The organism is Methylomonas montana (genome assembly GCF_030490285.1).
In the GTDB taxonomy this organism is placed as follows: domain Bacteria; phylum Pseudomonadota; class Gammaproteobacteria; order Methylococcales; family Methylomonadaceae; genus Methylomonas; species Methylomonas montana.
The window spans coordinates 4,128,315-4,150,399 of sequence record NZ_CP129884.1; the positions used below are offsets into that span (position 1 = coordinate 4,128,315).

Below are 22,085 nucleotides of genomic sequence, written 5' to 3' on the forward strand. Positions count from 1 at the left end.
CGTTAACTTCATATAAATGCTGGAGATATTTAAAATGCAGACTGAAACCGTCGCGATCATTTCCACGGTTCTTAACGAACGTGGCAGTATAAGCGGCCTACTGGATGGTTTTTTATCTCAAACTCGTAAAGCCGATGAAATAATAATCGTGGACGGCGGTTCGACGGATGGAACTTTAGAAATATTAAAGGAATATGCGCAGCGTCATCCCAATATCCATTATGTCGTAGCACAAGGCGTGAACATCGCCCGAGGCCGCAATATTGCAATCAGTTGCGCCAGGTCCAGCATTATCGCGGCAACCGATGGGGGTTGCCATCCGGAACAGATATGGCTTGAAGAGTTGGTGAAACCACTGTTGAACGACCCAAGCTATGGCGCGGTTTCCGGCGTACGCAAAGTAGAACACGTCAACCAATTTGAGTTTTTCGCGGGTGCTTTATCGACATCCGGCAATTCAACGAACGAGGAAGATCGCGTATTTCACGGCAGAAATTCGGCGTTTAGAAAAAGCATATGGGTTGAAGTAGGCGGCTATCCTGAATGGCTTTATACCGCTGAGGACACTCTTTTTGCACAACGAGCCAAGGCTTTGGGATGCCGAGTGGCCGTAGCGCCAAATGCCGTGATTTCCTGGCGACCCCGGCCAAATTTAAAGAAATTAGCGAAACAATATTACTTATATGGCAAAGGAACAGGGCGAATAGGTCAGGCCAACTTGCAAGCTGCCTTTTACCATTTACGAAACCATGCCATTTGGATGATTTCATTTCTTGTTGGATTCTTTTTTCCAGGATTTTGGCTGGTAAGTCTATTCATGCTGACTTTTATGTATACGACCTTAATTAATCCCGTTCTACAAAAATTAAAGCAGAATGGTTTTAATAATACCGGACTCTATTTCTATGTACCCATCATAGTAATGGTCAGAAGCCTTTATAACAATTTGGGCCAACTATATGGAAATTGGGAATACAACCAGGTAGAGCCATTCAAAGAAAACTATCAGCAGTATATTTCAGGAAATTGGAAGATGTTGAATATCGATAATTCATATGAGGCGTGAATAAACTGACACAAGTGACATTAAACCCCTCATCAGATCGTTTTTTCGCGGGGAATTGAACCGCATGCGGCATGGCCATTGCCTGCATCAATGATCAAGTCGATAGCTGTCAACTGGATGCAAACAAGAGAATCTCTACCAATTGGCTACGCCCAAAAAAGCGGTGTATGACAAACTGAAGACATTGTCGACTCACCTGAATGCAACCAAATGTATAGAGACTCCCTAAAACAATCCATTTCTCCTGCCGGTCTGTCCTTATAACATCCGTTTTAGGTCATTCCCTTGGCCTGCCGGCATGTCCAATAGCGTCACTAGGAAGAGTTGCTGTTTAAGTCTGTTAGCCACTCCGTGGCCTGCTGATTATCCTAACCAAAGATGAGACGACGGCCCCTAAATACCGTCGCCCCACTTTGCTCCGTTAACAGCACTCCCTTGTCCCATCCATTTCCTTGGATGGCGCCTGCCTGGCTCCTGAGTTCAATACGAACAAGCAACCGGTTGTATGTATCGTGGAAACCGCACGCCACATACAACCACGTCCTACCATCCTTAGCTAGATGCCTACGCTTGCCCCATTGACCATCCTGCTTGTCGTCCGTATCCCACTGGATCACCTTCCCTGGCAAACGTTGCGAGTGTCGACACCATTGTTACAGGATGCCGGCACAATTCACCGCTGACATAAACCATTGCATGATATGCAAAGCATCATCCAGGCCAACTTATAACTATTTGATTTTTATAGAAGTCATAAAATAATTCCACCTACCGTGCTGATAAACAAACAGCAACTGCTGAACGCATATTGCTATAAGAACACTCCATACCAAACAGCAGTGTTCCTAGCACTCGACAGATCGAGCAACTGCCCTAAAAACAACATATTCTGTTGATTAACTGATTGCCAGCCAGCAACAGCATCCATTGCAGCACTCTTGTAAACGTCTGTTATCGCTATTTGACCAGCAGCCAGCAGCCAGCTAGCAGCAGCCCCATGAAGGGTTTCAGCCCTAATGCGTAAGTGCTCGGATGACTTTGATTCAAGTTTGGCATCCGTATTGCTGTAATTTGTGATGGTACGAAGCCGGTAAGCCATTTGAAAACCGTAAGCGAAGGCTAGCGCTAGAGAACATGGCTTAGAAAGGTCTGCCGACAGATAATAAACTGCACATACAAAATGTGTTTGAACCTGATCTGTTGCTTTACCCAAAAATCGAAAAACTAAAACATTGGCCGGATTACCCAAATCCAGCCCCACCCCGCAGCCTGGCCGGGCTTAATACGGTCGCTTATAAAGCTGCGCTTCAATTCATCGAAAATGTTATCGGGAGTAAAAAATGGGCTTGAGCGTCCCCCATCTATTAGTAGTATTGGCCATCGTGGTCTTGGTATTTGGCACCAAACGTCTGAAAAGCGTTGGCTCCGATCTAGGCGACGCGATCAAGGGTTTTCGCAACGCCGTCAAGGAAGGCGAAGAGATTACAGCAATAGCCGCTGTCGAAGGCGAGCAACTAGCCGCCGAAGTGATCGCAGACCAGGAAAAACATAAACGATGAAATCCAGTTGCGCGGCGGCGCATATAGCGCCGCCGGCCGCCTAATTCAACAATGGTTGCAGATACGGCCAGATTTTCTCGGCAACTATGGGCTGAGCCTGTTCATTCGGGTGTACCCCGTCAGCCTGCATCAGTTCAGGCTTCAACGCCACTTCTTCCAAGATAAACGGTACATACGGAATCTTCAGTTCGGCGGATAGCTGCGGATAGATTTGGTAAAACATCTCGATATAACGTTTGCCGTAATTGGGCGGAATTTTCATTGCCAGCAACATGACCTTGGAACCGGCTTTTTGCGAACGCTGGACGATTTCGGTCAGATTGTTTTTCATTTCTTGCGGCGACAAACCTCGCAAGCCATCGTTAGCGCCTAGCTCCAGCAATAAAATTGCCGGTTTATGTCTAGCCAAAATCTGATCCAGCCGCGCCAAACCGCCGGCCGAAGTATCGCCGCTGATGCTTTCGTTGCTGATAACATAGTCGCTACGCTGGTCGGCCAGCTTTTTTTGCAGCAGCGCCACCCAACCTTTCTGAACTTCGATGCCGTAACCGGCACTAATACTGTCTCCCAACACCACTATCGATTTCGCCATCGCGGTTAAAGGCAACAAACCCAGGACAACGGCAAGGACCACGCTATACATGTTAAACACTCATATTGATAAGACTATTTCCCCCATCATCGTTACCGAACAACTCGGTAAAACGGTTCCGACCTCCGAAGGCTCGCTGCATATCTTGTCATCGGTGGATTTAATCATCAAGCCGGGCGAGAGCCTCGCCATCGTCGGCGAATCCGGTTCCGGCAAATCCACATTGCTCAGCCTGCTGGCCGGCCTCGATACGCCGAGCACCGGCAAGGTGGTCATCAATGGCCTCGACCTGACCAAGCTCGACGAAGACGGTCGGGCTGTATTACGCAACGAACTGGTCGGCTTCGTGTTCCAGTCGTTTCAACTACTGCCGGGTCTCACGGCCTTGGAAAACGTCATGTTGCCGCTGGAATTGAGCGGCCATGATCATGCCGAGACCGCAGCCAGCGCCTTGCTGGACCGGGTCGGTTTATCGCATCGTTTGACGCATACGCCCAAGCAATTGTCCGGCGGAGAGCAGCAACGGGTGGCGCTGGCGCGGGCTTTTGTCACCCGGCCGGCGATTCTGTTCGCCGACGAGCCGACCGGCAATCTGGACAGCAAGACCGGCGCGCATATCATCGATCTGTTGTTCGAACTCAATCAGGAACAACATACCACATTGATCCTGGTAACCCACGACATGTCACTGGCGACGCGTTGCCAGCGCACGATCCGCCTGGACGCCGGGAGCCTGGTATGACGCGCTTTAATCTGGCGCTGAAGCTGTTGTGGCGCGACAGCCGTTCCGGCGAATTGACCTTATTGCTGTTGGCTTTGTTGATTGCGGTGAGCAGTTCCACGGCCATCTCGCTATTTGCCGACCGGCTGCAACGGACGATGACGGTGCAAGCCGCCGAGTTTTTAGCGGGCGATCTGGTCGTAGCAGCGCCGGCGGCCATCGACGAAATTTGGCTGACCAAGGCCGACGAATTGGGCCTATCCCGCTCGCAAACCAGCGAATTTGCCAGCGTACTGTTGGAAAACAACGAAATGCTGCTGGCCTCGGTGAAAGCCGTCAGCAGCGGCTATCCACTACGCGGCCAATTGAAAACCAGCAATGCCGAGTCGCAAGATGAAACTGTGGTCAGCCAAGGCCCGGAACCGAATTCCGCCTGGGTGGACAAACGCATCCTGCCGGCGCTGAAACTGCGGATCGGCGACACGCTGACCGTAGGCGAAAAAGCCCTGATCATTAGCCGGGTATTGAGTTATGAACCGGACAAACGCGGCGACTTTTACAGCTTTTCGCCACGGGTGATGATCAACCAAGCCGACTTGGCGGCCACCGGCGTGATTCAACCCGGCAGCCGCGTGCGTTACGCGTTCCAGTTCGGCGGTGACGAACAGACGTTGACGACCTTCAAGGATTGGTTGAAACCGCAACTAAACCCCTCGCAGAAAATTCTGGATATTCATAACGACCGGCCGGAACTGGGCTCGGCGTTGGAGCGCGCCGAGCGCTATCTGGGCCTGTCCAGCATCGTGGTGATCTTGATCGCCGGCGTAGCGATCGCGATGGCGACCCGTCGCTACACCGAACGGCATTTCAACGCTACCGCGCTGCTGCGTTGCCTGGGCTGCAAGCAATCGGAAATTCTCTGGCTGTATGGCTGTCAGTTTCTGGTGCTGGGGCTACTGGCTAGCGGTGTCGGCTGCGGGCTGGGCTGGCTGGCACAGTTCGGTTTGTTTGAGCTGTTAAAGACCTTACTGCCAGAAGAATTGGCCAGCCCTAGTTGGTTGGCGGTGTTTTTCGGTTTCATCACCGGTTTGGCGATTTTGCTAGGCTTTGCTTTGCCGCCGCTGCTGCGTTTACAAAAGGTCTCGCCGTTGCGGGTATTGCGCCGGGAGCTGGAACCGTTGCCCACCAGCGGCTGGTTGATTTACGGCTTGGCGCTGTCCATCATCGGCACATTGATCTGGCGCTATACCGACGATCCGAAAATGACTGCCACGATATTGGGCGTAGGCATGCTGGCCTTATTGGGTTTGGGCGCGGCGATTTATGGTTTGTTATTGCTGGCCCGCAAGCTTTTACCGCGCATGGGTCTGAATTGGCGCTTTGGCCTGCAAGGCTTGCTGAGAAACCGGCAGGCCAGCATCAGCCAGATTTTGGCCTTTAGCATCACACTGACCGCGATGGCGCTGAGCTTTAGCGTGCGTAGCGATTTGATCGACAACTGGCAACAGCAATTGCCGGAACAAGCGCCGAATCATTTTGCCTTGAATATCCTCCCGGAACGCCAACAGGCATTTCAGGACGAGTTACAGCAAGCCCAAATCGCCAGCAGCCGGTTTTATCCGGTGGTGCGCGGGCGACTGGTGACCGTCAACGACGAAGCGGTGCAGCAACGCGTCAGCAAAGACAGTCAAGGCGAAGGCGCTACCCAACGCGAGCTGAGCCTGACCTGGACCGCCCAACTACCGGACGATAATAAAACCACTGCCGGCGACGCCTGGCAAGCCGAGCAGCCGGGGTTAGTGTCGGTGGAGCAAAAACTGGCGGAGAACTTGAAAATCAAGTTAGGCGATCAACTGACTTTCACGGTCGGTAGCGCGCAATTCAACGCCCAGGTTGCCAATATCCGCAGCGTACAATGGGACACGATGCGGCCCAACTTTTACATGATCTTCTCGCCCGGCACGCTGGATAATTTCCCCACCACGTACATGACCAGTTTCTATCTGGCCGACGGTCAAAAAAATCTGCTGACGACGCTGCTGAAAAAATATCCGGCCGTCACAGTACTGGAAGTCGATCAGATCCTGAAGCAGTTCAAGATGATCCTGACCCAGCTCACCAAGGCCATCAATCTGTTGCTGTACTTTGCGTTGGCTGCAGGCTTTACCGTGCTGTTCGCCGCCGTCTACGCCACGCTGGATCAACGCATCTACGAAGGCGCGCTGATGCGCACGCTGGGCGCCCGGCGCGGTTTTTTACGAGCCACCCATGTCATCGAGTTCGGCTTGCTCGGCACGCTGGCGGGGATATTGGCGGCACTGGCTAGCGAGGCGATTTTATACGCGCTCTATACCCGCGTGATGCATATCGATTACCGGCCCAGTTTTTATTTATGGGGGACATTGCCAGCCATCGGTGCAAGTTGCGTAGGCTTGGCCGGTTATTGGGGCGTGCGGCAAGTGGTCAGGCAGCCGCCGTTGCGGGTGTTGAGGCGGTGATGGTATTTGGATAGCATGCAAAACTTAGCGCTAAGGCAGCACACTAACAATCCCAAATTCCTTGTTACAATGCCGCCCACGCTAATTATCCGAGCATAAGGCACATATAAAATCATGCGATTGTTATTGGTAGAAGATGACGCTATTTTGGGCGACGGCCTCAAGGCCGGCTTGACCTTGGAAGGCTATGCGGTCGATTGGCTGACCGACGGCGCCCAGGCCGACGAAGCACTGAAATTGAATCACTACGACTTGATCGTGCTGGACCTGAATCTGCCGCGCATGGACGGCATGAGTGTGTTGAAGAACCTGCGCCGCCGCAAGGACAGTACGCCGGTGCTGGTGTTGACCGCCCGCGACGGTGTCGCCGAGCGGGTGGCCGGACTGGATAACGGTGCCGACGACTTCGTCACCAAGCCCTTCGATCTGGCGGAAATTTGCGCGCGACTACGGGCACTAGCCCGCCGCCACGACGGCCACAGCCTGCCCTTGCTGGAGCATAAAGGCGTCACCATCGATCCGGCCGCGCATCAGGTGTATTTCCAGGACAAACCGATCGAACTTTCCCAGAAGGAATATGAGGTACTGAGCTATTTGATGGGACACATCGGCCAAGTCATCTCTCGAGCCCGGCTGGAGGAATCCTTGTACGCCTGGGGCTCGGAAGTGGAAAGCAACGCGGTGGAAGTGCATATCCACCATCTTCGCAAAAAACTGGATAGCAATTTAATCCGCACCCTCCGCGGCGTCGGTTACATCATCGACGACAACTGATGCCCAAGCGTTTCCGCCTGGCGCCGCGCTCGCTGAAGAAGCAACTGCTGTTGTCGCTGTTGTCCTCGCTGTTATTGGTCTGGGGCATCACCGCCTATATCAATTACAAACAAACTCGCGACGAAATCACCGAGTTGTTCAACGCCGAATTGGCCCAATCGGCGCGGGTGGTACATGCCTTCGTCGAGAACATGGTCCGGCAACGAGCGCTAACCAAATTGTGGGAGCATGACAAAGCGCCGGAATTGTTCGACACGCCCATCCTCGGTCATAAATACGAACGCAGGATCGCCTTCCAATTACGTTCGGTGAAGGAAGGTCTGGTGTTGCGCTCGGAAAGTGCGCCGGAATTTGCGCTGTCGCTGACCCGCAACGGTTACAGCGAAACCATGCTCGACGGCCAGCTCTGGCATGTGTTCAGCTTGAGTACCGAAAACGGCAATTATGTGATTCATGTCGGCCAGCGCGACGACATACGCCGGCAACTGGTGGAAGGCATCGCCGGCCAGCAGGTGATCGGCTTTCTGATTGCGCTACCGATTTTGGGGCTGATGATCTGGTTGATCGTCAGCCGCACCTTGTCGCCGGTCAATCATCTGCGGGAAGAGCTGGCCCGTCGCGAGGCCGGTTATCTGCAACCCTTGTCCACGGAACATCTGCCCGAGGAAATGTTGCCGGTCGTGCAGCAAATCAATGTTCTGTTCGCGATGCTGGAGCAGGCCTTCGCCAACGAACGCAATTTTACCTCCGATGCCTCGCACGAGCTGCGCACGCCGCTGGCCGGCCTGCTGACGCAGATTCAGGTGGCGCAAAAAACCGACGACGCGCAGATGCGCAAGCAAGCCTTGCAAAAAGCCCAACAAGCCGTGTCGCGCATGACCCACACCGTCCAGCAGTTACTGACCTTGTCGCGGGTTCAGCATCACCATGCCGGCATCGCCAAACAAGCGGTCGACGCCAATCAGGCATTGATCGAAGTTATTTCCGATCTGGATCATGCCGCCCGCGACAAACGCATCGATATCGAACTGCAAGGCGAGCCGGACTTGCTGATCGACGCCAATCCGCAATTGTTTCAGGTCTTGCTGCGCAACCTGATCGATAACGCCATCAAATATTCGCCTGTGGAAGGTCAGATCAAGGTGGCCTGCCGCCGCGAAAAAAACCGGCTGCTGGTAACGGTGGACGATAGCGGCCCTGGCGTGGCCGATGACGATTACCAACGTATTACCCAACGCTTCTACCGCTGCGTGGAAACCGCCAATAGCGTCGAGGGCAGCGGCCTGGGCCTGTCGATTGCCCAACGCATCGTCGCCTTGCATGCCGCCGACATTAGTTTCGCCAAATCGACGCTGGGCGGTTTGAAAGCGATCTTGAAGCTGGATTTGGCCGGTTTAGCGGATAAACCGGTTAATTGACCGCCGAAATTGGCCGGTGTCTTGCCGTGCCATTCTCGATAGGCCGGAACGGCTGGGCATCGGCCCAAGTCGTATTCGTCAGGCGATGTTTGCCGTTAACAAAAAATTGCCTTATCCCATAAACGCAAGTATTCTCGGTGCGGGAGTTTTGATCGAATCTGTCTTCGGTTTTTAGAAGGCAGTTATTTGTTGCCGCAATTTGCGCGGTCTTTCTGGACAACCGTCTTGCAAACCAACAGTTATATTCACAAAAGAGGTTATGTGACACATGAGCCTGACTCTTGGACAAGTCATGTCGCGCAGATTAGGTTAAGTTGAAAGCCCCTTTCCCTGAATGGAAAATACCCTGATGGATTACGACTTCGAAAAAACCTCCATTGCGTTGTATAGAGCTATATTCAAAGCTAACTACTCCACCGACGTAAGTTGTTATCTAAAGCCGGATAAAGACTTGACCAACGCTGACGAGATCGCGCCGATTCTGCATCCGACGTTTAAAGTTCTGACTGGCACTGGACCATATACGCGACCTCCCGACATTCTACCGAACAAAGAAACTGGTATGTACGACCCAGACACTGGAGGGACATCCGTGTTTGACCGCCAAGGTGTCCTAAGGCGATCCGACGGCGATTTTTTAATTCCGGATGGAACAGATATTCCCCCGGACTTAAAGGTAAAAAAAGACAGCTACAATGATCGGTTAAAGGCAACGCATTATACGATCATGCCGGCAAAGCCCATGTTTAAGGAGGCACTCATGGGGCAACTTGACAACTTCGTTCGCAACTCGATCCGACGCCAATGGGAAAAAGCGCGTGGACTTTAGGAATAAATATGCCACTCAAACCTCAGACCTTAATGGTCGCAATTCAATGTGTCTCTGCAGAAATTAAAGCCATCGATAAACGCTTGGAAGACGATGAACTTGGCAATTCGGCGGAATTAGAACAACTGCTTGTCGCTTTCGATTTGGCCGCAGACGATCTTAAGACAGCCTATGAAGCGGCACGCAGTAAATATGGCGAACTACCGACATACGAAGAACTTATTCAGTGGTCTTTATAAACATATGGCAAAGCTACTCGTTCTTCCAATCGTAAATAGTAGGCGCCACACAATCAAAATCTCTCGAATATTCCTTACCAATAACCGCATCTTGGAGGCAAGATCATGATAAAAAAAACGGGGTTGTCGAAACTTTTACCGGCACTGGCTCTGCTTACTCCCTTCGCGACGCTCGCAGACTCCTGCGACCATGGCGCTTTTAGCGATATTTATGTGCTAGGCGATAGCCTAGCCGATCAAGGAAATTTATTTCAGGCAACGACGACTCTTACTGGAACTGGTTCACCGGCTGACGATCACTATTTCTCGGGCCGCTTTTCCAATGGCGAGGTCTACACGGGCTTGCTAGCGGAAAAACTAGGAGGATGTTTAACCGCCAGTTCATCGGACGGGGGCGGCACTAATTTCGCCTATGGCGGGACCAGGACCAATTACAATATTGTCGAAAATCCGCCGACGGCTGGCGGATTTACCCCAGGCCGGTATCCATGGACATTAAACCTGCAGCGCCAAGCCTTCGTCGATCAGGCCATTAACGACCCGCATGGACTCTATATTGTTTTCTCGGGCTCAAACGATATGTCGGACTTAATCGGCAGAACGATCGTCCAAGGTTTCGCAGCCACGAAACCCATGAGCGATCAAGCGGTACAAGGTATCCGCAATAGTATTCAAGCCTTCATCGACGCCGGGGCGCGGGACATACTCGTGCCCAATCTGCCGGATTTAGGCGTGGTTCCAAGGGTATTCACTCGTAACCCGCCGAATTCCACCCTGGTCTCCGACACCGCAACGGCCCTGGCCACTCGTTATAACCAGACCTTGGATCAAGTACTGGACGAGATTGCCAGCACCAATGATGTCAATATCATCCGGTTCGATACCTTCTCGTTCCTGAGGGAAGTCGTCGGCAATCCAGCCGCGTTTGGCTTAAGCAATGCCACGGAACCCTGCTACACCGGTTTTGTTGTGCCCGCCAGCCCAACGGACACCGTCTGCGACACTCCCGAAGCATATGTGTTTTGGGATAACGAGCACCCTACCACGGCATTTCATGCCGTCTTAGCAAATCAAATCCGCTTAACGCTGATCGCTGGTCTATTGGACGATCTTCGTCAACAAGTAATCGACCTTGATCTGCATAAGGGTATTGAGAGATCTCTGCTTGCCAAGCTTGCAATAACCAATCGACACCACGGAGACGAGCCTGAACATAATGGCCACGCCCTCCATGCCTTTATTCATGAGGTCAAGGCGCAACGGAGCAAAAAAATCGCCAAAGTGGACGCTAACGCTCTCATTGACCGCGCACGGCAGATCAAGCAAGTGATTGAGCCGTTCGACGATTAACACGCGACAGAAAATATCCAATTTGGCGATACACCGGAGCCGCAACGGCGGCCCGGTGCTCTTCTTCAAGTATCAGCCCCACCTTGAAAAGCCGAGACTCAGCGGAAAAACCTGGACGGCTTGCAGTAAAGCCTATATGGCAAGAGCTCGACAAACACATAAACGACTTAAAACATTTCGTGGCGGCGAGATAGGCGCTAATGTCCGGTTCTGCTTTTCCTCGCAATATGGTCTAATCTCTGCCCCGTTTCTTGATTGAGTCGTACCTCCCATGCCGAAGTTCAAGGCCTCCATTTTGGGCTATTGCCTGGCCGCCGCCCTGGCACTAACCGGCTGTGACGAACAAGCCTCCAATCCTGTAGCGGCCGGGACGGCCTTGCGTACCACCGCCGTCAATCCTATCGACGCCAAGGCGCTGGCATTACAAAATTTAATTAGTTTCGACGTCTATGTCGACCGGCAGACCGTACATGCGGCGTTTGTCGCGATGCCCGTTACCGGCAAACAGCCTTATATCGGCTATCTGCATTCGGAAGACGGCGGCTTGCATTGGTCTCAACCCTTCGCACTGAACCAACAGTTCAATCAGCCTGTCGAGTCGAAAATCGGCAACGACATTCAAATCGCCGCCGCCGGCGACAAATTAATGGTGGTCTGGCAAACTACCGGCGAATTACCGGGCATGGGGCCGTTGCTGACGGTGTATTCGAACGATGCCGGCAAAACCTGGCAGCAAGGTGCCAAGCCGACCGGCAGCGATGCAGATCAATCGCATCACGAGCTATTGGCCGATACCGAAGGCCGCTTTCATGCGGTGTGGCTGGACGATAGAGACGAAAACGGTTATCAGGGCGTACGTTATGCCCGTAGCAGCGATGTCGGCCAGCACTGGGAATTGGCGCAAACCATTGATGACTCCAGTTGCTCGTGCTGCTGGAACCGGCTGGCGCTGGGCGCCGACGGCACGCTGAATCTGTTGTACCGGGATATGACGCCGCGCGACATGGCCTTGGCGCAATCGGCCGACGGCGGCTCCGTTTGGCAACGGATTAACACGGTCGGCATGTTCAATTGGAGCTTCGACGGTTGCCCACATAATGGCGGCGGCCTGAGTATCGCCGGCGACGGTTCTTTACATAGTTTGGTATGGACCGGCGCGGAAAATCAGGTGGGGCTGTATCATATGCAATCCGCCGATAGCGGCAAGAGCTGGACGGCGCCGCAACGGCTGGGTGAAGGTGCCGCCGCGTTTCATTCGGATATAGCGGCCGGCGCCGATCGCTTGGCGGCGGTGTGGGACGCACTGGGAGCTGATGGCTCCAAGGTATTTATCGCCGAATCCGCCGACAATGGCGGTAGCTGGTCGGTCGCCAAGCCATTGTCGTCGGCTGGCTCCGCGACCTTTCCGCGTATCGTTGCCACCCCGGCCGGCCTGCTGGCAATGTGGTTGCAACAAACCGGGGACGGCAAACAATGGTCGGCGGCGGTTTTACAATGATGTTAATAATTTAAGAGGTTGTCATGCTCAAGTTAGAGATAACAAAAACAATAAAAACCAGCTTGTTGGCCGTCGCGCTGCTCTGCCCGGTCTCGGCATTCGCCCATGCCATTCTGGTGAAATCGCAGCCGGCCAAGGACGAAACCGTCACCGAATCGCCCAAGCAGATCGACCTATGGTTTAACGACGCAGTACGCAGCGAATACAAAGCCTTAGCGGTAATCGACAGCACCGGCAAGCGCGTGGATAATCGCGATGTCGCGCAAAGTCTGACCAACGGCGCGAATATCTACGCCACGGTGCCAACGCTGGCACCCGGCACTTATACCATCCGCTATCGGGTGGTCTCCGAGGATACCCATATCGTCACCGGCAAATTCGAATTTACCATCAAACCTTAATCTGCATTCTTCACTTGGCTTAATTCTATGAATATTCAGCGACTTCCCGCTTTTTTGATAGCCGGGTTCCTGGCCTGCGTCTTTTTGTTGAGCGGTTGCGACAAGCTTGGCTTCGGCGCCAAGCAATCCAACGCGCTGGGTAACCGTCCCGACCTGGATTGCATCATCGCCAACGATTTTTACGCGGTGCATTTCAGCGCCTATTTGCAGCCCTCCAAGGACGATAAGAATGTCGACCCGAAAGCCGCTTTCGTGCCGTTCTGTCAGAAAATCCCTAGAGCCGGCAAGATGTTTTTCACGGCCGATTTGATCGACCGCGACATTCGCACCACACCGATCGGCATCCGTCTGGTGGAAGTGGAAAAAACCGGTCAAAAAGCGCCTGATGACATTCGCGAAATCCGCACCGTCACCGAAATTCCTTCCAAGCTTTATCCGAAAGGCGCAGTAGAAGCGCAAGCCGATGTCGATAAAACCGGCGATTACGTGTTGTATTTATTAATCGGCGAAGCGATGGAAGAAGACGACAAGTTTCGGGTGGCGCTGGAAGTCGGCGTCGAACCAAATGGCGCAGATCTGCCGCTGATCGCAATTGGCGGTGTCGTCGCGTTGGTTTTAGTCGTTCTAGGCTTTTTAATTTATTTACATAAACGCAAGTCCAAAGCGACGGCCTGATAACAACGGGGAATATTAGTAATGAGCGGGACGCGAAAAACGCATAGGCTGGCGAACTTGAGAACATATTTATTTCTGGCAGGCTTGCTGCTGCAATCGGGCTTGGCAGTTGCGCACGCCCCCGGCCTTAGCTCGATCGACGTAGCGATCAAGGCCGATCAAGTCGTCGCAAAACTGACCTTTGCATTGCAGGACATCGAAGCTTTTGCGCCGATGGACAGCGATCTGGACGCGGAAGTCAGTGCAGCCGAACGCGAAGCCGCCAAGCCGGAGATCGCCAAAATGCTGGCCGAGCAGTTGCGGGTTGATATCGATGGCGTTGATGTGGCTGCTACAGCGCCAGGAATCGTTAACTACGACGAGCAGAACAATGCTCATGTCGAGTTCGGCTTCCAGGCCGTGCCGCACAAACAATTGTTATTGCAATCCAAGCTGCTGGCCTGGTTGCCGGACGGTCATCAGCAATATGTCACGGTACACGATGCCGTCGGCAAAACGCTGAGCGAAAAGATGCTGGGCAAGGCCGACGATCAATTACAAGTGGCGCTGGCCGGCAATACCTCGGCGGAAAGCCATTCCGGCTTAACGGCTTTCTTAGATTTTTTGAAACTGGGCATCGAGCACATCGTCACCGGCTACGACCATTTGCTGTTCCTGTTCGCGCTGTTGGCGGTCACTCACAGCTTCTGGCCAGCGATCAAGATCATCACCTTTTTCACGATCGCTCATTCGATTACCTTGGCTCTGGCCGGTCTTGATTTATTCGAGCTGCCCAGCAGCTTCGTCGAACCCTTTATCGCCGCAACCATCGTTTATGTCAGCGTCGAGAACCTGATTCGCGGTGACCATCCCAAGGGCCGGCAATGGTTGACCTTCGGCTTTGGCCTGATCCACGGTTTCGGCTTCGCCAGCGTGCTGCGGGAGATGGACATCAGTTCCGGTGACACCGGCATCCTGCTACCCTTACTGTCCTTCAATCTCGGCATCGAAACCGGCCAGATCGCTGTGGCCTCGATTGTGTTGCCGCTGATTTGGTGGTTGAACAGCAAACCGGCGATAGCTGAGAAATTCCTGAAAAGCTGTTCGGCAATGGTGGCCTTGATGGGCACTTATTGGCTGTTGGAGCGCACATTGTTGTAATGCTCAACCCGTAGCGCCGGAAGTTTAGAAATTGACGTTGAATTGGTCACCAATTCATGCAAAAAGCCAGCATCATCTTTCGCTTAATTGATTCTCGATTTATACTCGCCAACATTAACATCGCAACATTCTTCTTGATTGCCCCTTAAAACCATTGATGCAACTCAATCGCCTAAGCAAACAATCCGATTCAGGACGCCGCCCTGGCAGGCTATTGCTGTCCTTTGGTTTGCCGTTCGCGTTGTTGCTGGCGTTTTTGGGCAATCAAATCGTTGATTTCGACAGCATCGGCTGGAGTAACGGCTTTAGCCATCCCCTGACCGGCTGGGATCATTTGGTGACCATGCTGGCGGTGGGCATTTGGGCCGCGCAGTTGCGCGGACAGGCGATTTGGATGTTGCCGTTGGCCTTTGTCGGCGTGATGAGTTTGGGCGGCCTGGCCGGTGCGGCCGGTTTGGCCATTCCCAGCGTGGAAGGCATTATCCTGTTGTCCTGCGCGGTTTTCAGCGTATTGATTACCCGTAAAGTCCGCTTCAGCGCCCAGATCAACGTATTGATCGTGGCATTTTTCGCGTTTTTCCACGGTTTCGCCCACGGCCAGGAAATTTCCACCTCGGCCAGTCTGATTTCTTATACGCTAGGTTTTATGCTGGCCACGCTGCTGTTGCATGGTGCCGGCATCTTGGTGGCCAAGCTGGTGGTATTCGGCATCACCTGCTTGTTGACGCTGATGTTTTCCAGCGCGGCTCTGGCCAAAAACGCCGAATCGCTTGCTCATGACAAAATAAAAACGGCTGCGCTTGTCGAAGACACGGGATTCGGCGACACCGCGCCTTTTTGGATAGCAACGAATCAGACAGGATTTGTAGGTACGGCGAAGATATCGCCTGTCGAGGAATTTGCCAGGCGGGGTGTCGGGACTGGGCATGGTTCGGCCACAAGCGGCAAAATTGCTAGTCCTCGCGCCGATAGTGTGGAAAACGACAGTACGGAAATTAAAGCGGATGACCGCGGCTATGTGCTGACTTTAAAACCAGCCGCTTTGCACGAATTGGACAGTGGCCTGGACAGATGTTCATTCAATCCGGACGACCCAAGCCATAGCGGTTTGGACTTTAACCATTATTATCCCGATATTAACCATACACCCGGCAGACAACTGCTCAGCAATGGCGTCGGCCTGACTTCGCCGCCGGCTTTATACCCCCATGTTTTAGCCCCGCAAGCTGCTCCAAATCTCCGCAACACCCCGATTCCTGCTGTTGAAGAGCCCAATCTTCAACCGTCCGTCGCCAAATTCGATTCTGACAAATTCTGTTTCGAAGCCCATAAAGACTGTGCCTATCACGGCGCTTTCCGCGAAGGCCATATCCAAAGTTTCAACGCCACAACCGGTTCAAAAGCTAGCCGTAGCCTGGTTGGCAACCGCGCTGTAGATACAACGCTTTACCCGGCAGCGTTAATAAATCGCCCGTTAATCATCCCCCCGCCCAAGCAGGTCGATCAACTTTCGACCAGCTCAGTCAACACTAATGGCCAAGACAATTTAGGCCAGATGAACAACTGCAGAACCGTATTCGCTGGCAAGATTTGGAACGCAGCCTATGGGTAAAAAATTAAGCCGCTACCCGAAAATCAGTATCGCGGTCAGAGACGACAGACTAAGCACCACGAATGAAGAATTTTTAACACAAACACTTTTGCAACAGGAGGAATCATGCGAGCACCCGACAAAAACAAAAAATTCATGCTCACGCCTTTAACCATCGGTTTAGGTATCGCACTAGGCTTGAGCTATTCGTGGGCGCAAGCCCATTCCGTCGATCCGAATAAGCCGGAAGAGCTTGAAACAGTGGAGGTAGAAGAGGACGGCCGCGGTAAAGACTTGATCGGCCTCGCCGAAACCGCTTCGCAAGGCGAGGTTAGCCAGAAGCAATTCGAGTACCGGCCGCTGTCGCGTAACGGCGAACTAATCGAGGTCGTGCCCGGCGCGGTAGCCACGCAGCACAGCGGCTCAGGTAAAGCCAACCAGTATTTTTTGCGCGGCTTCAATCTGGATCATGGCACCGACTTCACGACCTATGTCGACGGCATCCCGATGAACATGACTACCCATGCCCATGGCCAGGGCTATATGGACATTAACAGCATCATCCCGGAACTGGTGAAAAAGGTCGAGTACGGCAAAGGTCCGTATTATGCGGAAGTGGGCGACTTTGCCGCTGCCGGCTATGCCAAGATGACCACGATGGACAAGTTGACGGATGGCATCGTCAAATTTACTGCCGGCGAATTCGACTACTACCGTACCTTGGCCGCCAATTCCACCAAGCTCGGCGATGGCGATTTGTTGTATGCGGCCGAGTTCAATCTCTACAACGGCGTCTGGCAAGTGCCGGAAGATTCGAAAAAGTTTAATGGCATGTTGAAGTACACCCTGGATCAACACGACTGGGGGATGTCGATCAATGGCAAGGCCTATAGCAACAGTTGGACCGCGACTAACCAGATTCCGCAGTATGCACTCGATAATGGTTCGCTCGGTTTATATGGCTCGATGGACCCCACCGACGGCGGCGCAACCAATCGCTATAGCTTATCCGGCAATTTCTGGCAGACCGGCAAAAACTGGAAAAACGATGCCAATATCTACGCGCTGTATACCGATCTGAATTTGTACTCCAATTTCAGCGGCCATGTATTGAGCGCTGACAACCCATGCAATCAGCCGTTTGTCGGCGAATGCAACCCGGACGGCGACATGAGGACATACCCGTCCGACCAGATCCTGCAATCCGAGCGCAGGGTGCAGGTCGGCGGAAATTTCGACCACACCCGCTACAACAAGCTATTCGGCTTTGAAATGGATAACACGGTAGGCGTGCAATTGCGCCACGACCAGATCATGGATTTGGGACTCTACCAAACCAATGCCAGACAAATTCTCGATACTGTCAGCAAAAGCGATGTCGGCGCGACGACCATCGGCACCTATTTTAAAAACCATACGCATTGGCACGAAAAAGTCCGCACCATCGCCGGCTTGCGCGGCGATTTCATCAACAACGACGTGCGGGTGCGCGACAATATCCAGCACGATACTTCCGTCAACGCCGCCAACTCCGGTAGCCGCGGCAAGGTCATGGTTAGCCCTAAGTTCAGTCTGGTGATCGGCCCCTGGTACGACACCGAATATTTCCTAAATGCCGGCTACGGCTACCATTCCAACGACGCCCGCGGCACCACGATACGGCGTAATCCGACCGATGGCCAGTTCTTGGATGCCACTTCCTCGACGATCTCTCCGGCGGCCTGGTCTCGCGGTGCGGAGGTTGGAGTACGGAGTAACTTCATTCCCGGCTTGAACACCACCGTGGCGGCATGGTGGCTTAAATCCAGCCAGGAACTGGTGTTCGTCGGCGATGCCGGCACCACTGAAATCAACGGCGCATCCGACCGCTACGGCATCGAATGGACCAACTACTATAAACCGACCGATTGGTTGACCCTGGATGCCGACTACGCGATCACCACGGCGCGCTATGCGGACACGCATGCCAACGAAACCGACAACTTCATCCCTAACTCAGTCGGCCGAGTCATCAGCACCGGCATTACGGTCGAAGATCCCACCGGCACCGGCTTGTTCGGCACACTGCGTTTCCGGCATTTCGGCCATGTGCCGCTCGATGAATCCGGTACTTTTTGGGCCGGCGATACCAATATCGTCAATCTCGGCGCCGGTATCAAAAAGAAGCAATACAAACTGGAAATCGATGTTTTCAACCTATTGGGATCGGAAAGCAACGACATCGCCTATGCCTATGAGTCTGCCTACCCTAACGGCGTCAGCACCGCCACCGGCATTCTGAAACACCCGATCGAGCCTAGAATGGTTCGCGGCACGGTGACCATTAATTTTTAAAGGGTGTCTATAAAATTGTCATTCGCGCTTAAACTCCCGCGTAAGCGGGAAAATTAAGTGCTCATGACACTTAATTTGGCGAAACTAGAAAATAACCGTACGTCAAAACAGGCGTCTTGGCATGCCGTTGATCCCACAAAAAAGCCCCCAATATTTGCATATTGAGGGCTTATCCTGACGCGGAACACGCCGCGCTTAATTCACAAGACTAGTCGGTCAAGCCGCCTACGCCCTCGATATTCCAGTTATCGAAATCGTTCACGCCCGAGGTGTCGTCGCCCTTGCTGTATTGTATCCGGCAAGCATAATGACGCACCGCGCTAGGGCTGTCTTTGCTGCTGATTTCAACATCGGCATTAACGATGTATTCGTAGTTGCCAAGGGTCCAGGCGTTGGTCGCTTGGGTAGGGAAAGAAAAGCTTTGATCTTCGTCGGCGTTGTTTTTGATGTAGGTATTGCAATGGGCGAATGCCAGCGCAGTCATATCGGTGCTGATAGACATTGGGTTTGCCGCGTCCTTGCTTTCCACTAAAAATAAATCCGAAGCGGCAATGTCATACATGAAAGGCAGGAAGAACTTAATCTGGATGGCAAGCAGGGCTGCCAAGCAGAGGGCGAATATTATAATTTTCTTTTTATTCATGGCTCAAATGGTGGTATTTATTAGGGTAATTCTTTATAGATCAACCGCGATTCTAACAAAGATCAAGGAGGGGAGGAAATTCATCCCTCTAAAGCTAATTTACCCTGAATTCGGTAATGTCCAAGAGCGCGTTTTTGCAACGGCTTGTTGACGACGTCCGCCTTAGTCCAACAATAAAACCGCCGCGCCTTGCAGTTGGCCATTTTTTAAGTTTGCCAATGCCAGATTGGCGTCGCTTAACGGAAAGGTCTGCACATGGGTGATGATTCGGGTGCGCGCCGCGATCGCCAAAAAAGCCTCGCCGTCCTCGCGGGTCAAATTGGCTATTGAGCGCACGGTGCGCTCACCCCACAATATCGAATAAGGAAAAGACGGAATATCGCTCATATGAATACCGGCACAGACCACGGTGCCGCCCTTGACGATATGCCGCAGCGCTTCCGGCACCAACGCACCGACCGGCGCAAACAAAATCGCCGCCTCCATGGCTTGCGGCGGCGCCTGCGACGAGTCGCCGGCCCAATCGACGCCCAATTGCAATGCAAATTGTTGGCCGGCGCTGTCGCCGGGTCTGGTAAACGCAAATACGGTGCGTCCTTGCCAGCGCGCGACCTGGGCAATGATGTGGGCCGCCGCGCCGAAACCGTAGATACCGACGACTTTGGCGTCGCCAGCGGCTACCAACGCCCGGTAGCCTATCAATCCGGCGCAAAGCAACGGCGCCGCCTCGGCATCCGAATAATCATCAGGCAGCAGGAAACAATAATTTTGGTCGGCGACCGCATATTCGGCATAGCCGCCGTCCAAGGTGTAACCGGTAAAGCCGGGAGTGTCGCACAGATTTTCCCGGCCGCTTTGACAGTATCCGCAAAGGCCACAAGTATGCCCCAACCAGGGCACACCCAAACGTTGACCGATCGTATAGCGATCGACGTTTTTGCCTTTGTCGACCACCACGCCGACGATCTCATGACCCGGAATCAAGGGCAGTTTAGGCGCATTCAGTTCGCCATCGACGATATGCAGATCGGTGCGGCACACCCCACAGGCGCGGACTTTCAATAACACTTGATTATCGTTGCAGACCGGCAGTGCTCGGTCGGCAAGTCGCAACGGGCTTCCTGGCTTATCCAATAACATGGCTTTCATGGTTCCTGTCTCGTCTCGATATGATTTAAAAGTTGCTCCAGGCTACGCCAGAGCGTTTGCCGATCGTTAAAGTCCAGGCCGACGGCGTCGTTGCGTAATTCCAGCATATCGCCCCGTTCGTCGGCTTGTAAGGCTTCCTGGCTAGCGATCGCTTGATCGAGCACGGCCAGATCGGCTTCCGACGCATCCCCGTCAAGCTGTTGCCGTTGCCGGATACGCTGCCGCAGCAATTCCTCCGATGCCTGGATCGACAAAATCGCAAAAGACACGCCCATGTCCCGCGCCAGAGCTTGAAACGGCCGGCGTTGGTCCTGTTTCAGAAATGCGGCGTCGACGATGACCGGAAAGTCGTATGCAAGCAGCATGCGGGCCAGTTGCAGCAGATGTTGATAGGTTTGCTGGCTGGCTTGCGGGACATAAATACCGCCGTCGATGGCCGAGTTGCTATTTTGCCGCGCGCCGAGTCCGAACAAGCGTTTACGCTCCACGTCCGAGCGCAAACGTATCAATTGGTATTTTTCCAACAGCATTTGCGAAACCATGCTTTTACCGCAACCGGGCAAGCCATGGGTAATAATCAGCGCCGGCTTACGGTGGTTTAGGCTGGCATGGGCCAAGCCTAAATAGCGGCGGCATTCTTGTCTTGCCGAATCGGCACCGGTTTGCGTCAGACGGAAGCCGGCGATTTTGGCGCGCACCGTGGCGCGGTAACTCAGATAAAAGCGTAATACGCCCAGGCCGGCATAGTCGCCGTTGGTTTCCAGGTAGCGGTTCAGGAAGCGGTAAGCCAAGTCGGCGCGGTCGCGATACAGCAAATCCATGATTAAAAAAGCCGCATCGTTGATCGTGTCTATCCAGCGTAATTCGTCGGAAAACTCGATACCGTCGAATGCCACGGGTTTATTGCCCAGCAAGACGATATTGCCCAGATGCAGGTCGCCATGGCATTCGCGGATAAAGCCGCTGCGATGGCGTTGTTCAAATAAATCTTCGCAAGCCAGATATTCGCGCCGGCAACGGCCTTGCAGTTGCTTTAGGCGCGTTGAATCTTCCTCTTCCAATAGTTCATGCAATTGCTGGAAGTTTTGTTGGGCCGGTGCGCAAATGTTTGCCGGTGTGCCATGGCTCGAATCGGCAGCGGCCGGCGTTAAACCGGCATGAAAGCGGGCGACTGTCTCGGCCAGGCTGTCGATGTGTTCGGGCTTGATTCGCCCTTGCATCAGCAAGGTCTCTAGCAGCTTGCCGGACGCGAAACGCCGCATTTTCACCGCATATTCGATAGCCGGTTCGGTATCGAACATGGGTTGCGCCGCGCTGCCGCCAATCGCGACGACATTAAGATAAATATTGGGCGCCAGCCGCCGGTTCAGGCGAATTTCTTCCTGACAGTAAAAATGTCGCTGGCTGAGCGGACTGAAATCCAAAAAACCCAGATTGACCGGCTTCTTGATCTTATAAGCATAACGGCCGGCCAACAGTACCCAGGAGATATGGGTTTCCAGCACGACAACCCGCTTGACTGGATGCGGGTAACGAGCAGGATCGCAAAGTGCGGCTATCAACGGCGGGTATGCGTTTGGCATGATCTGATACCTTTCCATGACGATG

At 53.3% G+C, this 22,085-nt stretch carries 20 protein-coding genes; 15 read left to right on the top strand and 5 right to left on the bottom strand.

Annotated features, from left to right (window positions below):
- Positions 1-34: 34 nt before the first annotated feature.
- Positions 35-1,066, top strand: coding sequence for a glycosyltransferase (locus tag QZJ86_RS19045; RefSeq protein ID WP_301672085.1), 1,032 nt, complete (start codon positions 35-37; stop codon positions 1,064-1,066).
- An 811-nt stretch (positions 1,067-1,877) separates the two neighbouring features.
- Here QZJ86_RS19045 and QZJ86_RS19050 read toward each other — a convergent pair.
- Positions 1,878-2,327, bottom strand: coding sequence for a hypothetical protein (locus QZJ86_RS19050; protein ID WP_301672086.1), 450 nt, complete (start codon positions 2,325-2,327; stop codon positions 1,878-1,880).
- Between the two features lie 79 nt (positions 2,328-2,406).
- Here QZJ86_RS19050 and tatA point away from each other — a divergent pair, with 79 nt between their 5' ends.
- A complete protein-coding gene (gene tatA, locus QZJ86_RS19055; protein ID WP_301672087.1) occupies positions 2,407-2,625 on the top strand; it encodes a twin-arginine translocase TatA/TatE family subunit in 219 nt (72 codons plus the stop codon).
- A gap of 40 nt (positions 2,626-2,665) precedes the next feature.
- Here the strand turns inward: tatA and QZJ86_RS19060 are convergent, their stop codons facing one another.
- Positions 2,666-3,268, bottom strand: a complete 603-nt coding sequence (locus tag QZJ86_RS19060) for an arylesterase (RefSeq protein ID WP_301672088.1) — start codon at positions 3,266-3,268, stop codon at positions 2,666-2,668.
- Between QZJ86_RS19060 and QZJ86_RS19065 the strand changes: the two genes are divergently transcribed.
- The 13 genes from QZJ86_RS19065 (at position 3,267) to QZJ86_RS19125 (ending at position 18,685) form a co-directional block, all read left to right on the top strand.
- On the top strand, positions 3,267-3,959 hold the full coding sequence (locus tag QZJ86_RS19065) for an ABC transporter ATP-binding protein (RefSeq protein ID WP_301672089.1): 693 nt from the start codon (positions 3,267-3,269) through the stop codon (positions 3,957-3,959). The two genes, QZJ86_RS19060 and QZJ86_RS19065, sit on opposite strands and share 2 nt — an antisense overlap.
- Positions 3,956-6,436, top strand: a complete 2,481-nt coding sequence (locus QZJ86_RS19070; protein ID WP_301672090.1) for an ABC transporter permease — start codon at positions 3,956-3,958, stop codon at positions 6,434-6,436. The genes QZJ86_RS19065 and QZJ86_RS19070 overlap by 4 nt, the downstream gene beginning before the upstream one ends.
- Positions 6,437-6,550: 114 nt before the next feature.
- Positions 6,551-7,210, top strand: coding sequence for a response regulator (locus tag QZJ86_RS19075; RefSeq protein ID WP_301672091.1), 660 nt, complete (start codon positions 6,551-6,553; stop codon positions 7,208-7,210).
- Positions 7,210-8,628, top strand: a complete 1,419-nt coding sequence (locus QZJ86_RS19080; protein WP_301672092.1) for an ATP-binding protein — start codon at positions 7,210-7,212, stop codon at positions 8,626-8,628. Before QZJ86_RS19075 ends, QZJ86_RS19080 begins: the two co-directional genes overlap by 1 nt.
- A gap of 349 nt (positions 8,629-8,977) precedes the next feature.
- Complete coding sequence (locus QZJ86_RS19085; protein ID WP_301672093.1) at positions 8,978-9,457, top strand: Tse2 family ADP-ribosyltransferase toxin; 480 nt, start codon at positions 8,978-8,980, stop codon at positions 9,455-9,457.
- An 8-nt stretch (positions 9,458-9,465) separates the two neighbouring features.
- Complete coding sequence (locus QZJ86_RS19090) at positions 9,466-9,696, top strand: hypothetical protein (RefSeq protein ID WP_301672094.1); 231 nt, start codon at positions 9,466-9,468, stop codon at positions 9,694-9,696.
- Positions 9,697-9,801: 105 nt separating this feature from the next.
- Positions 9,802-11,046: an SGNH/GDSL hydrolase family protein gene (locus QZJ86_RS19095; protein ID WP_301672095.1), complete on the top strand. Its 1,245-nt coding sequence runs from the start codon at positions 9,802-9,804 to the stop codon at positions 11,044-11,046.
- Between the two features lie 271 nt (positions 11,047-11,317).
- On the top strand, positions 11,318-12,544 hold the full coding sequence (locus QZJ86_RS19100) for a sialidase family protein (protein WP_301672096.1): 1,227 nt from the start codon (positions 11,318-11,320) through the stop codon (positions 12,542-12,544).
- A 23-nt stretch (positions 12,545-12,567) separates the two neighbouring features.
- Positions 12,568-12,945, top strand: a complete 378-nt coding sequence (locus QZJ86_RS19105) for a copper resistance CopC family protein (RefSeq protein WP_301672097.1) — start codon at positions 12,568-12,570, stop codon at positions 12,943-12,945.
- Between the two features lie 27 nt (positions 12,946-12,972).
- Positions 12,973-13,620 (top strand): hypothetical protein, encoded by a 648-nt coding sequence (locus QZJ86_RS19110; RefSeq protein ID WP_301672098.1) that lies wholly within the window; start codon positions 12,973-12,975, stop codon positions 13,618-13,620.
- 57 nt (positions 13,621-13,677) lie between these two features.
- Entirely contained in the window at positions 13,678-14,760 is a 1,083-nt protein-coding gene (locus QZJ86_RS19115) for a HupE/UreJ family protein (protein ID WP_301672099.1), read from the top strand.
- 157 nt (positions 14,761-14,917) lie between these two features.
- A complete protein-coding gene (locus QZJ86_RS19120) occupies positions 14,918-16,372 on the top strand; it encodes a HupE/UreJ family protein (protein ID WP_301672100.1) in 1,455 nt (484 codons plus the stop codon).
- 105 nt (positions 16,373-16,477) lie between these two features.
- Positions 16,478-18,685, top strand: coding sequence for a TonB-dependent receptor (locus tag QZJ86_RS19125; protein WP_301672101.1), 2,208 nt, complete (start codon positions 16,478-16,480; stop codon positions 18,683-18,685).
- 208 nt (positions 18,686-18,893) lie between these two features.
- Here the strand turns inward: QZJ86_RS19125 and QZJ86_RS19130 are convergent, their stop codons facing one another.
- From QZJ86_RS19130 to QZJ86_RS19140, 3 genes are all read right to left on the bottom strand, one after another.
- Complete coding sequence (locus QZJ86_RS19130; RefSeq protein WP_301672102.1) at positions 18,894-19,328, bottom strand: hypothetical protein; 435 nt, start codon at positions 19,326-19,328, stop codon at positions 18,894-18,896.
- A gap of 162 nt (positions 19,329-19,490) precedes the next feature.
- The gene (locus tag QZJ86_RS19135; protein ID WP_301672103.1) at positions 19,491-20,477 is read right to left on the bottom strand and encodes a zinc-dependent alcohol dehydrogenase family protein; all 987 of its coding nucleotides are present in this window, start codon (positions 20,475-20,477) and stop codon (positions 19,491-19,493) included.
- The gene (locus QZJ86_RS19140; protein WP_301672104.1) at positions 20,474-22,060 is read right to left on the bottom strand and encodes a bifunctional aminoglycoside phosphotransferase/ATP-binding protein; all 1,587 of its coding nucleotides are present in this window, start codon (positions 22,058-22,060) and stop codon (positions 20,474-20,476) included. Before QZJ86_RS19140 ends, QZJ86_RS19135 begins: the two co-directional genes overlap by 4 nt.
- Positions 22,061-22,085: the final 25 nt, after the last annotated feature.